Genomic DNA, 12,506 nt, shown 5'->3' on the forward strand with positions numbered 1-12,506 from the left:
GTAGCGGGCATGCGCCTTGCAATAACAGTCATCACCATCTCGCGTTTTGACTTTACTCAAGGATAATCACCCATGCGCCGTTCGACTTCCCCCGCCGCCTTTTCTTCCTTTCCCTTTCATCTGACCCCGCTGCGCCGCGCGCTGCGTTCGGCCTTCGCCATCGGCGGCTTGATGCTCGTCCATGGCATGCTCCACGCGGAAACGCCTGGCGCCGATGTCATTGCCGCTGCCGACGCCAACGGCGCCGGCGAGGGCGCCTCCTTGCAATCGGTGACGGTGACGGCGCAAAAGCGCGAAGAATCGGCACAGAAGGTGCCGAGCGCGATCACGGTCCTCGGCGGCAAGGAGCTGCTCGATACGGGCATCGGCCGCTCGGCCAGCGAAATCCTCAATTACGTGCCGAACGCCTCGGCCGGCACGCAGCAGCATGGCCGTCCGCGCTGGTGGATACGCGGCGTGGGCGCGGGCCAGCAGCAAATCGATTTTCCGAATCCCGTCGGCTTTTACCTCGACGATGTCTACATCAGCAATTCCAGCGCCACGGGCTTTCCCCTGTTCGATCTGGACCGGGTGGAAGTGCTGCGCGGCCCGCAAGGCACTTTGTGGGGCAAGAACACGACTGGCGGCGCCATTAATGTGATTTCGCGCAAGCCTTCGTTCAAATCCAGCGGCTACGCCAAGCTCGATTACGGCAGCTATGACACCACCGTGGCCGAAGGGGCCATCGGTGGCGCCCTGGTCGACGAGGTGCTGGCGGGGCGCTTGTCCTTCCACACGGAGCAGCAGGACAAGGGCCGCTTTTACAATCAGTTTACGGGCGAGCGCGATGGAAAACTCAAGGATAGCGCCATCCGCGGCCAGCTCAAGGCCCTGATCGGGCGCGACCTGACGGCGAACCTGAACCTGCATTATCGCGATTACACGACCAAGGGCGCCACCACCACGGTGGCCAGCTATGGCGCGAATGGCGTGTACCGCAACGGCTACGTCCCCAGCACCAATCCCGATGATGTCAGCACGAATGCGCCGGCCGACAGCGACGTGAAACAGGGCGGCGCGCAGCTGAACCTCGAATATGCGCTGGGCGAGCTGACCCTGACGTCGATCACCGGCTATGAAAACTTCCGCAACGAAGCGACGGGCGACAGCGACAACACACCGCTGGAAGTGGGGCGCAGCCGCTCGAAGGCCAGCAGCAGGCAAGTGTCGCAGGAGCTGCGCTTGACGTCGCCGCAAAACGGCGCCGTGAGCTGGGTGGCGGGCCTGTTCTACTTCAATGAAAAGATCGATTCCGATTCGGCCGGCGCGCGCCTGCCCAACGGCAGTGTGCCGGCGCTGGCGGGCAGCACGCAGCCTGTCGGCTACAACCGCACCATCTACCAGCACAAGGCGCGCAGCGCGGCCATCTTCGGCAGCACGACCGTCAACTTCAGCGAGCAGTTGCTGTCCACATTCGGCCTGCGCTGGACGACGGAAACCAAGGACCTCGACTTGCAGCGCGTGCAGGCCGCATCGAATTCGGTGACGTTTGGTGATGCGGCCAACTGGTGGAACACGGTCCGGGGCGGCAATTACACGGCCGCTTCGGTCGTCAACAACAATTTCACCTCGAATCCGTCCACCACGTGGAATGCACTGACCTATGACGTCACGCCCGAATACCGCTTCAGCAGCACCCTGCGCGGCTATCTGAAATACGCACACGGCATCAAGTCCGGCGGCTACAACACGAGTGCCACGGACGTGCGGGCCCTGAACACGGTCAAGCCGGAAACCCTGAACTCGTTCGAGGCGGGAATCAAGTCCGAATGGCTGGACGGGCGCCTCAATTTCAACGCCAACGTCTTCCACTACGATTACAAGAACGTGCAGGTGAATATCACGGGCGTGTACAACGGCGACCCCACGCAAAGCGTCAATTACCTGCAGAACGTGCGCAAGGCCCACGTGAATGGCGCGGAATTCGAGATCGAGGCGCAGCCGACGGACAACCTGCACATCAATGCCAATCTGGGCCTGCTGCGCACGGAATTCGACGATTTCGCCATCCAGAACAATGGCGGCGACCGTTCCGGCAATGAATTCGTGCGCTCGCCCCACGTGACGGCCTTGCTGGCGGCCGATTACCGCTACCCGCTGGGCAATGGCGCGCAGCTGGTCTTCAGCGGCGATGTGCGCTACACGTCGAAGCAGTACTACTATGTCGACCCGCAAAATGCCGCGCGCGGCTTGCTGAACCAGGGCGGCTTCGCGCTGGCCAATGCGCGCCTGTCGTATGTGCTCCCGGGCGGCAAGCAGCGGATCACGGCGTATGCGAACAACCTGGCCGACAAGGTTTACCGCAACCACACGCTCACCAGCTTCGTGCCGGGTGCCGTGAATGGCGACACGGTGATCATTGGCCAGGGCCGCACGGTGGGCGCCTCGTACACGGTGCAGTTCTGACCCTGCAGGGCAGGGGCAGGGGCGATATGCTATAGTCGCCGGGCGTGGCTGCCGCACCCGGTGCGCTGGCCACGCAACGTTCTCAGGGCGGGGTGCGATTCCCCACCGGCGGTAATGGCATGCGTGCCTAGCCCGCGAGCGCTTGCTGGCATGGTCTTTGGACCATGCCGGCAAGGTCAGCAGACCTGGTGTGATTCCGGGGCCGACGGTATAGTCCGGATAAAGAGAGAGCGGGATGGAATCATTGTGTTGGTGCCGGCATACGCCCGGCGCATGGACGGCCTGCGTTTGCCGTCGGTGCGCGGGTGCACGTGCCTGCATGCGCAGTTGGGCGTGGCTTTCATGCGCCCGTCATATCCCCTTCGATCCAATGCCCTGTTTTTTGTCATTCTTGAAAACAGGAGTCTTTTATATGTCACAAGCGTCACACGCAATACCAGCCAAACGCATCGCCTTCATCCAGGCGGGCTGGCACCGCGACATCGTCGCGCAATGCCGATTGTCCTTCATCGCCGAAATGGCGACCCTGGGTTTCACGCAGGACGATATCGATGTCATCGACGTCGCCGGCGCCTTTGAAATTCCCCTGCATGCGCAAGTGCTGGCCAGGAGCGGCCAATACGCGGCGATTGCCGCTTCCGCCCTGGTGGTGGACGGCGGCATCTACCGGCATGACTTCGTGGCCGATGCCGTCATTTCCGGCATGATGCAGGTGCAACTGGCGACGGGCGTGCCCGTGCTGTCGGCCGTGCTGACCCCGCACCACTTCCATGCGGGCCACGAGCACCAGGAATTCTACTTCCAGCATTTCAAGGTCAAGGGCGTCGAACTGGCCACTGCCTGCGCGGCCACCATCCGCTCGCTGCAGCGGCTGGCGCAACCGGCCGCCGCCCCGCACGAGGCCTTGGCTGCCTAGGGCTCAGTTTGCCTTGATGCCGTAGTACCCGGGGCCAGCACATGTTGCCATGTGCTGGCCCCGTTTCTTTATGCGGCTTGCCGCAGCAGCGCTTCCAGTCGCCGCTGCGCTTCCTCCAGCGGCCGGCAGTCGATCCAGGCGTCGATATCCACGTCGCGGTCCAGGAAGCCGTGCTGCAGCTGGAAGTCCTTCTGCTGGCGGAATAGCGCCACCTTCTCGTCGGACAGGTCGGGCGCCAGGGTCAAATGAAAACCGTCGCGGTAGGCTTCGGCCACAGCGTCGGCGCCGGCCCGCGTTTCGCCCTGCAGGATGGCCAGCACGTCGGCCTGGTGGCTGCGCGCCCAGTGGGCGGCGCGCAGCGTTTGCGTCAAAAAGCGCACGACCAGCTCGAAATGCTGTTCCAGCATCGTTTCATGCACGGTGATCGGGCGTGGCGTGCCGTTATTCACGCGGAAGCGCCGGTCGGGCAGGGCGTCGATGTCTATGCCCACTTCCAGCCCGGCCGCGCGGGCCGCTTCGGCCGCCGCCGCGCCTTTCACGTAGACGGCATCGACTTCGCCGCGCAAGAGCGGCGCGATGCCTTGCCACAGGCCCGCGCCCAGATTTGCCTGCGTTGGCGCCTCGCCACCCACTTCCACCAGTCGCACATCGTCCAGCGTCAAGCCGGCCGACGCCAGCACGCCCTTGTAGCCGGCCAGGCTCATGCCGCGCGCGATGCTGCGCCCGCGCCGGTTCTCGCGCAAGTCTTCCGCGCGAAAGGCGGGTAAAGCCAGGCGCTTGCCCTGCAGCTGCGCGGGCGTCGTGATACCGGAACCGGGGCGCACGAGGATGGCTTGCCATTCGTCGATCCAGGTCAGGCCGATCAGGCGCGTGGGCGCCCCTTGCGCGCGCGCGGGCAGGGCCAGCAGGTTGCCGCCTTCGCGCACGAGCGTGGACAGGCCGTGGTCGTAATGGTGGCGCGCCAGTTCGCCACCTACTTCCTGCAGGGTTTTCAGGGCGATGCCGTCGCGGGCGAATTCCTCGTCCAGCCAGCCAAGCTTGTAGGCCAGGCCCGTGGCCGTGGGCACGGGGCAGCGCGTGAACCAGACGGTATCGACTTCAGGGGATGGTGCGGTAGTCATGGGATTCCTTCGTGGTGGGTGGAGCCTTGAGCCGTGCAGGAAACGTGCCCGCGCCGCTTGCTGGCTTGGCGACAGCGCCTGCGTCCAGCGCTGCTGCCACGCCAGCAGCCGCTGTTGCGCAGGCAGCAGCCTTCCACCATTTCTGCGGCCCTGGCGCTGGCACGCGTCTTGCGAAAGTAGAGGCATGACTGATTCGTACCTCAACCTCAAAGAATGGAGCATGACATGACGGACGTGGCACAAGCGCAAGCACAACTAGTACAGGTGCAGGAGTTGACGGCGGCCGAACTGGCCTTCGTGGAACAGGTGCGGCGCGATGCGCAGACGGCCTTCGACGGCTTGCGCGAGACAGGCAGCCTGACGGCCAACGGCACGGTGGGCTTTGTCGAGCGCACCCCTGGCGGTGACAAGGTGGTGGTCGTCAACGACCCGGGCCCGTTCCGCCGCGGCCAGCCCCTGAAGGCGGCCGTGCTGGCGCTCGATGGCACGGTGATTGTGGGCGACGCCAACAACGGTGGCGCGCGTTACTTGAAACTGTTCCGCGAGCGGCCCGAGGTCACGTCGATCTCGCACGTGCACTCGCCGTCCCTGGGCGCGTGGGCGCAGACGCACCGCACCCTGCCGATCCGCTACGTGCCCGTGCAGCGCTTCCAGCTGATCCGCGAAATTCCCATCTATATCGACCGCCGCCAGCCGGAAGTCGATTTCATCCTCGGTGAAATCGCCCGCAACACGCACGCGACGGCCATCCTGGAAGCGAATGGCGGCGCCACCGTGTGGGGCAAGCAGGGCTTGCTGAAGCTGGCCGAGTTCATCCTGCTGCTGGAAGAGGGCGCCAAGATCCAGATCGCGGCCGAAGCCATTGGCGGCTCGCGCGACTTCGGTCCCGGCGTGTTGCTGCAGCAATGGAAGATGAGCAAGCTGATCGACACGGCGCGCGCGCTCTCCCTGCTGCCCGCCACCGATCTGGTGTAACCCTTTCAAGAACAGGCCCGAGATGTCATTGAAATTCTTACGTTTGACCTGGCGCAAGGTATTCGCCGCCGTCGTGGCGGCCAGCTTGCTGGCGCCAGCCATCGCGCTGGCGGCAGAAGCGCTGCCGGCCGCCGTGCGCATCGCCGTCGTGGCCCGCACGGCGCCGTCCGGCAAGACCGTGTTTGCCGGTTCGGCCGCCCAGGTGGCCGCGCAGGGCTGGCTGGCCGCCGAACTGGGCAAGCTGGGCGTGAAGCTGGAATGGGTGCCCGTCACCACCAATTCCGTGGCAACGCAGGTCAACGAGGCGTTTGCCAATCACTCGATCGACCTGGCCCAGTATGGCGACTTGCCATCGATAATCGCCAATGCCTCCGGCTTGCAGACGCGGCTGATACTGCCCGGCGGCAGCGCCAACAACACCTATCTGGTGGTGCCGAACGGTTCCACGGCCCGTTCGATCAAGGATTTGAAGGGCAAGAAGATCGCCTTGCACCGTGGGCGGCCGTGGGAATACCCATTCGCCCGCCTGCTGGAAGCAAATGGCATGACCTTGCGCGACGTCAAGATCCTCAACCTCAATCCACAGGCAGGCGCGGCGGCCGTGGCGACGGGTGGCGCGGACGCCTTCTTCACCCTCAGCGACGCCTTCTTGCTGGAAGATAAAAAAGTGGGCAAGATCATCTGGTCCAGCAAGGCGCCGCCGCAGGACTGGAAGATGCGCGCCGAACTGTGGGCCGACAGCGGCTTCCTGCAACGCTATCCGCAGCTGGCCCAGCTGGTGGTGACGGCCTATGTGCGCGAACACCACCGTGCCGCCGGCGCGGGTGGCGAAGATGACTATGTGCGCACCGAGGCGGCCGCGGGCCAGGTGGAAAGCGTCGTGCGGCGCGAACTGGCGGGCGACCATACGCCGTGGCAGGCACGCTGGTCGCCGTTGTTTACGGCCAGCTTGCGCCAGCATTACGTGGGCGAGGCGGCGTATGCGAAGAGCGCGGGCCTGATCGCGCGGCCCCTGCAAGTCGATAGCCTGTTCGCGCCCCAGTTCGTCAACCAGGCGCTGGCGCAGCTGAAGCTGCAAACCTACTGGACGCCATGACTTCCATCGTCAACGCCATCGCCTTGCCGCGCGTCCATGCTGCAGCACGTGCAGCCTCTGTCCCCTTGCTGCAACGCTTTGTGCGCTCGTCCTGGTCCGTGTGGGCGTCGCCGCTCGCCTTGCTGCTGCTGTGGACGGCGGCCACCACCTTCGAGTGGATGCCGGCGCACATCTTGATGTCGCCATGGCAAGTGCTGCTGACGGCCCGCGACCTGGCCGAGAGCGGCGAACTGGGCCAGCATCTGGGCATCAGCCTGTTCCGCCTGCTGGCCGGTTTCGGCCTGGGCGCCAGCGCGGGCCTGGCCTTCGGCGTCGTGCTGGGCCTGTCGCCTGGCTTGCGCAGCTACGTCGACCCCACCTTCAATGTCTTGCGCCAGCTGCCCACCGTGGCCCTGATCCCTTTGTTTATCTTGCTGTTCGGCATAGGCGAGAGCTTCAAGGTGTTTATCGTGGCCAAGGCCAGTTTCTTCATCGTGGCGCTGGCCGTGCATGACGCCATCCGCAACCTGTCGCAGCGCTACTTTGAGGTGGCGCACGTGTATTGCTTTTCGCGCTGGCAGCGCATCCGCCTGATCGTCTTGCCGGCCATCGTGCCGGCCGCGCTGACGGGCATGCGCATCGCCCTGTCGCGCTCGTGGATGGTGCTGGTGGGCGCGGAATTGCTGGCCGCCGACAGCGGCCTGGGGCAGATGATGGAAATGGGCCGGCAAATGTTCCGCCTCGACGTGGTGATGGTGGGCGTGGTGCTGACAGGCGTGATCGGCTTCGGCCTGGACCGGGCCTGCCACGCGCTGGAATCGCGGTTGATGCGCTGGAAGCGTAACGGGGAGTCCATATGAAACAACGTTTGATCCAGATCATCAAGGGCGCGCTGTTGCCGCTGGCCTTGCTGGGCGCCTGGCAATGGGCCTCCGGCCAGGGTGCGGCGGCCGCCTACATCTTTGTCTCGCTGGGAGATTTGGCGCACAGCCTGCGCGACCTGCTCGTCACGGGCGAACTGTGGGTGCATTTGCGCGCCAGCCTGGGCCGCACTCTGGCCGGCTTGCTGCTGGGCGGCAGCGCCGGCATCGTCACGGGTGCGCTGATGGCGCAGTCGCCGCTGGCTGACCGATTGATTGGCACGCTGTTCCACAGCATCCGGCAAGTACCGTTGCTGGGCCTGATCCCTTTGCTGGGCCTGTGGGTGGGCAATGGCGATGGCGCCAAGCTGCTGGTGATCGCCATCGCCGCCTTTTATCCTACCGTGCTCAACACGCAGGCGGGCATGCGCCAGGTGGAGGGAAGATTGCGCGAAGTGGGGCAGGTGCTGACCCTGACGCGCTGGCAAACCTTGCGCCAGATTTTGCTGCCGGGCGCCATGCCGGCCATCGTCACGGGTGTCACGCATGCGCTGGCGTTTGCCTGGCTGGCTTGCCTGGGCGGCGAACTGCTGTTTGCAGCTGGGCCCGGCATGGGTTCATTGTTGCTGAACGGTGAAGTGTCGGGCCGCATGGATGTCGTCTTGCTGGCCGTGCTGGTGATCGCGCTGCTGGCGCAGGCGATGAACGTGGCGTTTGCGCGGCTGGCGCGTTTGCTGGTGAAGGGGCGCAGCAGTGAGTGACTCGATGCCTTTACAAGCGGATGCGGCCGTCAGCGCCCGCGACGGCGAACTGCGCGCCTTCTTGCTGCGCTTCATCGGTTTGACCTTGCTGTCGGGCGTGACCATCGGCATGAACAAGGTGCTGGCCACCTTGCTGGGTTTACATTTGCACGTGAGCAATTTCCAACTGGCCGCGATCAGCAGCGCGGAAACCCTGGCCATGGCGCTGGGCACCATACCGGCCGGCTACATTCTTTCGCGTGGCAACCCGAAGCATCTGTATGCGGGCGTCAGCCTGAGCCTGGCGCTGGCCTTTTGCGTGCTGCCGTGGCTGCCCGGCTGGCAATGGGTGGCCCTGCTGATGTTTCTCGTCGGCCTGTGCATCTCGCTGCGCATCGTGGCCATGAGCACCGTGTTTCTCGTGCGCCTGCCGGAACTGGGGCAGGGCAAGGCGGGCTGGTACAAGGGGACCTTGATACTCGGCATGCAGTTCCTCGGGCCTTTGTGCGGCAATTACCTGATCGCCCAACTGGGGCTGAAGGCAGGCTTTTTGATCTCCGCCCTGATGTTCGCCATGCTGGCGGTACTGGGCTGGCAAGTGTTGCCCAGCAATACGGCACCGCGCAAGCTTGGGGGACATGCTGCCGTACCCGGCGCGGCCAGCTTGCGCGAGCTGCTGCGCCTGCCCGTCGTGCGCGTGACTTACCTGTTCGAGATACTCGCCAGCTTCACGGCGTCCAGCGTGGGCGTGTTTTCCATCTTGCTGGCCATCCGCGTGCTGCACTGGCCTGCGCATCACTCCGTCTGGCTGATGGCCGTGCAGGGACTCAGCTGCGTGCTGGTGTTGCTGTTCCTGGGGCGCCTTGTGCTGGCCAGCCCGTACCGCGAGCAACTGTATGGCGGCGCCCACCTGGCCATCATGGCCGCCTTGCTGATCCTGGGCCTGTGGCCCTCCAGCATCGCTTACCTGGGCGCGTCCGTGCTGCTGGGCCTGGGCCTGGGCGTGAATAACCTCGTCAATACGGACAATATCGCCCGGGCGCCCGTCGACAAGGCCCGCGTTTCCGCCCATCTGACGCTGTTTGGCATGGTGGGCGGCACGGCTGGCGCGCTGGCGGCGGGCCGCCTGGCCGACCTGACGGGTCTGCGCAATGTGTTCCTGATCTGGCTGGCTCCATGGCTGGCCGCCTGGCTGGTTTTCCACGGCAGCCGCTGGCTGCGCCGGGCGCCGCCCGCCGCCGTTTCTTCCCTCGCCCCCACTGCAGAGAGTACGCCATGAATGATTTCGTTTCCCCTTCGACCTTGCTGCCGCAGCGGCAGCACCTGAGCGGCGGCTTGCAAGTGCAGCACGTGAGCAAGTCGTTTTCGCTGAAAGGCGCGCCGCTGCTGGTGCTCGACGACATTTCCCTGACCATTGCGCCCGGTGAATTCGTCGCCATCGTGGGCGCGTCCGGTTGCGGCAAGTCAACCCTGCTGCGCCTGCTGGCGGGCCTCGATACGGATTACACGGGCTTGCTGCTGCACGACGGCGTGCCGATTCGTGGCACGGATTTGCACCGGGGCCTGGTGTTCCAGGACCACCGCTTGTTTCCGTGGCTGACGGTGCAGCAGAACGTCGCCGTGGCTTTCAGCAATACCCGTGTGCCGCTGGCCGAGCGCACCGCCCGCGTGGCGGCGGAAATCACGCGCGTGGGCCTCGATGGCTATGCGGATGCGTATCCGCATCAGTTGTCGGGCGGCATGTCGCAGCGGGCGGCGATTGCCCGCGCCCTCGTGGGGCGGCCCGACGTGCTGCTGCTGGACGAACCGCTGGGCGCGCTCGACGCGCTGACCCGCTTGCGCCTGCAGCAGGAACTGCGCCGCCTGTGGCAAGACGAGGGCATCACCATGGTGATGGTCACGCATGACATCGATGAAGCTGTCTACCTGGCCGACCGCATCGTCGTGCTCGATGCGCGCCCGGGCAAGGTGCGCCGCGTGCAGGATGTGCCGCTGGCTCACCCGCGCCAGCGCGGTTCGCCGGGCTTTGTCGCCATCCGCGACGGCTTGCATGCGGATTTCAGCGACCTGGACGACACGCACGCGCCCGTGGCGCAGGATGTAGATCCCAGCAGCTCATGGGATGGCAATGAATGGGCGCGCAGGATGGCGCTGTAGTTTCCTTTTTGAACGGTCCACCTACCCTGGAGAAAAAAGATGAGTAATGAAAACCAAGCACTCGATACCCTGTGGTACACGCGCTGCCCCGTCCCGACGGGCCTGGGGATAGCTTTGCAGCAAGGCTGGCTGGAAGCGGCCTTGCGCGCCGATGGCACCAGCTTGCGCTCGCTGCGCGAGTCCGACCAGGAAGCCGTACGCGAATCGCATTTCGACCATACCCTGCAGAACTCCGTGCGCCACGGCGGCAACATCCCAGCCCTGTGGGCGCGCGCGGCGGGGCGCGAGACGCGCGTGATCGGCCTGTCGTGGTCGGACGAGACGCAGCTGATCCTGACTCTGCCCGGCAGCGGTATCCAGACGGTGCGCGACTTGAAGGGACGGCGCTTCGGCCTGCCATTGTGGGCCAAGGCGCAGATCGACTTTGCGCGCGCGCAAGCCTTGCGGGGGCTGGAAAATGCGCTGAGCCTGGAAGGGCTGGCTGTTGCCGACGTGGAACTGGTTGATTATGTGATCGCGGCTGGCCAGAGCGAATCGCCGCCGGAGCAGGGCGCGGCAACGAATCTGTTCAGCGGCGCGCGGCGCGGCGGACAGAGTCCGGAGCTGCTGGGACTGCTGCGGGGCGAGGTGGATGCCATTTTCCTGAAAGGCGCTTCTGCCGCCCAGCTGGCGCAGCAGTTCGGCTTGCACACGGTGATCGACACGGGCAACCATCCGGAACCCCTGATCCGCGCCAACAACGGCACGCCGCGCACCTTGAGCGTCGATGCGCACTTGCTGGAGCATCACTTCAGCTCCGCCGTGACCCTGGTCGAGCAGGTGCTGCGGGCCGAAGCGTGGGCGCGCGGCCATGCGGACGAGACGCGGCGTTTCCTCGCGCGCGAATCGAATGCCAGCGAGCACTGGGTGCAAGTGGCTTACGGCAAGGATGCCCATCTGCGCCTGGACACGGACCTGGCGGAAACGTCGGTCGCCGGCTTGCAGGATTTCAGCGACTTCCTGTTCCGCTGGAACTTCCTGCCCAGCAAGGTCGACGTGCGCGCCTGGATCGACCCGCGTCCATTCGAAGCGGCGCTGGCGCAGACGCGCCGGGCGGCTTGAGCGGGAAGCACGTCAACAGTGGCCATGCATGATGATGAGGAGAATGCGATGCGGCGACGCACGGTGATGGGCGGGCTGGCGCTGCTGCCCCTGGCGGGACAGGCGGTGTCGGCGGTGAAAGCGGGGGCGCCGCCGGCGGCCCTGCGTATCGCCTCGACGGGCTTTGCGGAAAACGGCAGGGCGGAACTGGGCGGCATCGCTTACCGGGTGCAGCAGGAAGGCTGGCTGGCGCGCGAGCTCAAGCAGCGCGGCGTGCGGCTGGAATGGCTGCCCGTCACGGGCGACACGGGCGCCACCATGAACGAGGCGTTCGCCAGCGGGCGCATCGACATGGCCGCGTATGGCGACCTGCCCTCCGTCATCCTCAACGCGGGCGGCGTGCGCACGCAGGTGATCGTGCCGGCGGGGCGGGGCACGGACCAGTTCCTGCTGGTGCCCACCAGTTCGCGCTCCACGTCATTGGCCGAGCTGAAGGGCAAGCGCATCAGCGTGCACCGGGGCCGGCCATGGGAACTGGGGCTGCGCCAGCTGATCGCCGACCAGCGCATGTCGCCCACGGATTTCCGCCTGATTAATATGGACTTGAAGCCGGGCACGGCCGCGCTGGCCACGGGCGCCGTCGACGCCTTGTTCATGATCAATGGCTATCCCTTGGAAGACAAGGGCATTGGCCGCATCATCTGGTCCAGCAAGGGCTTGCCGGAGCGTAAAATGCGCGCGGAACTGTGGGCGCGGCGCGACTTTACGCAAGCCCATCCCGACATCGCGGAACTGGTGGCCACGGCCTGGCTGCGGGCCCAGCATTGGGCGGCGCTGGACGCCAACCGCGAAGCCGTCATCAAGGATGGCACGCGCAATGGCACGCCCGACAGCGTGGTGCGGCGCAGCTACGACGATCCGGGCTTGCAGTGGAAGGAGCGCTGGTCGCCCCTGTACGACGACGCCGTGTACCGGCATTACCGCAGGGTGCTGGCATTTGCGCAGGAACAAAAGCTGATCCGACTACCGTTGACGGCGGAGGAATTGCTGGAGCCGCGTTTCGTGGCGGCCGGCCTGAAAAAGCTGGGCCTAGCCAATTACTGGGAGCCGGCCAAGGTGTAGCTCTGGAGGACGGGC

The 12,506-nt window shown here is 65.4% G+C and carries 11 protein-coding genes and 1 riboswitch; of the genes, 10 read left to right on the forward strand and 1 reads right to left on the reverse strand.

All coding sequences use genetic code 11. The features are described from left to right. The first annotated feature begins 72 nt into the window (after positions 1 to 72). Both ACP7EG_RS06720 and ACP7EG_RS06725 read left to right on the forward strand, forming a co-directional pair. Complete coding sequence (locus tag ACP7EG_RS06720) at positions 73 to 2,445, forward strand: TonB-dependent receptor (RefSeq protein ID WP_426086978.1); 2,373 nt, start codon at positions 73 to 75, stop codon at positions 2,443 to 2,445. 74 nt (positions 2,446 to 2,519) lie between these two features. Then, positions 2,520 to 2,681, forward strand: a riboswitch (FMN riboswitch). A gap of 176 nt (positions 2,682 to 2,857) precedes the next feature. Then, a complete protein-coding gene (locus ACP7EG_RS06725) occupies positions 2,858 to 3,361 on the forward strand; it encodes a 6,7-dimethyl-8-ribityllumazine synthase (protein ID WP_426086979.1) in 504 nt (167 codons plus the stop codon). Between the two features lie 68 nt (positions 3,362 to 3,429). On the opposite strand, the gene ACP7EG_RS06730 is transcribed toward ACP7EG_RS06725, so the two are convergent. Then, the gene (locus ACP7EG_RS06730) at positions 3,430 to 4,482 is read right to left on the reverse strand and encodes an ABC transporter substrate-binding protein (RefSeq protein WP_426086981.1); all 1,053 of its coding nucleotides are present in this window, start codon (positions 4,480 to 4,482) and stop codon (positions 3,430 to 3,432) included. A 225-nt stretch (positions 4,483 to 4,707) separates the two neighbouring features. On the opposite strand from ACP7EG_RS06730, the gene ACP7EG_RS06735 reads away from it, so the two are divergent. From ACP7EG_RS06735 to ACP7EG_RS06770, 8 genes are read left to right on the forward strand one after another with little or no spacing between them, the layout of a single operon-like run. Further along, positions 4,708 to 5,457, forward strand: coding sequence for a class II aldolase/adducin family protein (locus ACP7EG_RS06735; protein WP_426086982.1), 750 nt, complete (start codon positions 4,708 to 4,710; stop codon positions 5,455 to 5,457). A 22-nt stretch (positions 5,458 to 5,479) separates the two neighbouring features. Further along, complete coding sequence (locus ACP7EG_RS06740) at positions 5,480 to 6,553, forward strand: ABC transporter substrate-binding protein (protein WP_426086983.1); 1,074 nt, start codon at positions 5,480 to 5,482, stop codon at positions 6,551 to 6,553. Then, entirely contained in the window at positions 6,550 to 7,392 is an 843-nt protein-coding gene (locus ACP7EG_RS06745; RefSeq protein ID WP_426086984.1) for an ABC transporter permease, read from the forward strand. The genes ACP7EG_RS06740 and ACP7EG_RS06745 overlap by 4 nt, the downstream gene beginning before the upstream one ends. Next, positions 7,389 to 8,153 carry an ABC transporter permease gene (locus tag ACP7EG_RS06750; RefSeq protein WP_426086985.1) on the forward strand — a complete coding sequence of 255 codons (765 nt, stop codon included), beginning with the start codon at positions 7,389 to 7,391 and terminating at the stop codon, positions 8,151 to 8,153. The genes ACP7EG_RS06745 and ACP7EG_RS06750 overlap by 4 nt, the downstream gene beginning before the upstream one ends. 4 nt (positions 8,154 to 8,157) lie before the next feature. Continuing rightward, positions 8,158 to 9,411 carry an MFS transporter gene (locus ACP7EG_RS06755; protein WP_426086986.1) on the forward strand — a complete coding sequence of 418 codons (1,254 nt, stop codon included), beginning with the start codon at positions 8,158 to 8,160 and terminating at the stop codon, positions 9,409 to 9,411. After that, entirely contained in the window at positions 9,408 to 10,289 is an 882-nt protein-coding gene (locus tag ACP7EG_RS06760) for an ABC transporter ATP-binding protein (RefSeq protein WP_426086987.1), read from the forward strand. The genes ACP7EG_RS06755 and ACP7EG_RS06760 overlap by 4 nt, the downstream gene beginning before the upstream one ends. 39 nt (positions 10,290 to 10,328) lie before the next feature. After that, positions 10,329 to 11,390, forward strand: coding sequence for an ABC transporter substrate-binding protein (locus ACP7EG_RS06765; RefSeq protein WP_426086988.1), 1,062 nt, complete (start codon positions 10,329 to 10,331; stop codon positions 11,388 to 11,390). A 48-nt stretch (positions 11,391 to 11,438) separates the two neighbouring features. After that, on the forward strand, positions 11,439 to 12,491 hold the full coding sequence (locus ACP7EG_RS06770; protein WP_426086989.1) for an ABC transporter substrate-binding protein: 1,053 nt from the start codon (positions 11,439 to 11,441) through the stop codon (positions 12,489 to 12,491). Positions 12,492 to 12,506: the final 15 nt, after the last annotated feature.

It is taken from the genome of Janthinobacterium sp. PSPC1-1 (genome assembly GCF_049897625.1).
Taxonomy (GTDB): Bacteria; Pseudomonadota; Gammaproteobacteria; order Burkholderiales; family Burkholderiaceae_D; genus Janthinobacterium; species Janthinobacterium tructae.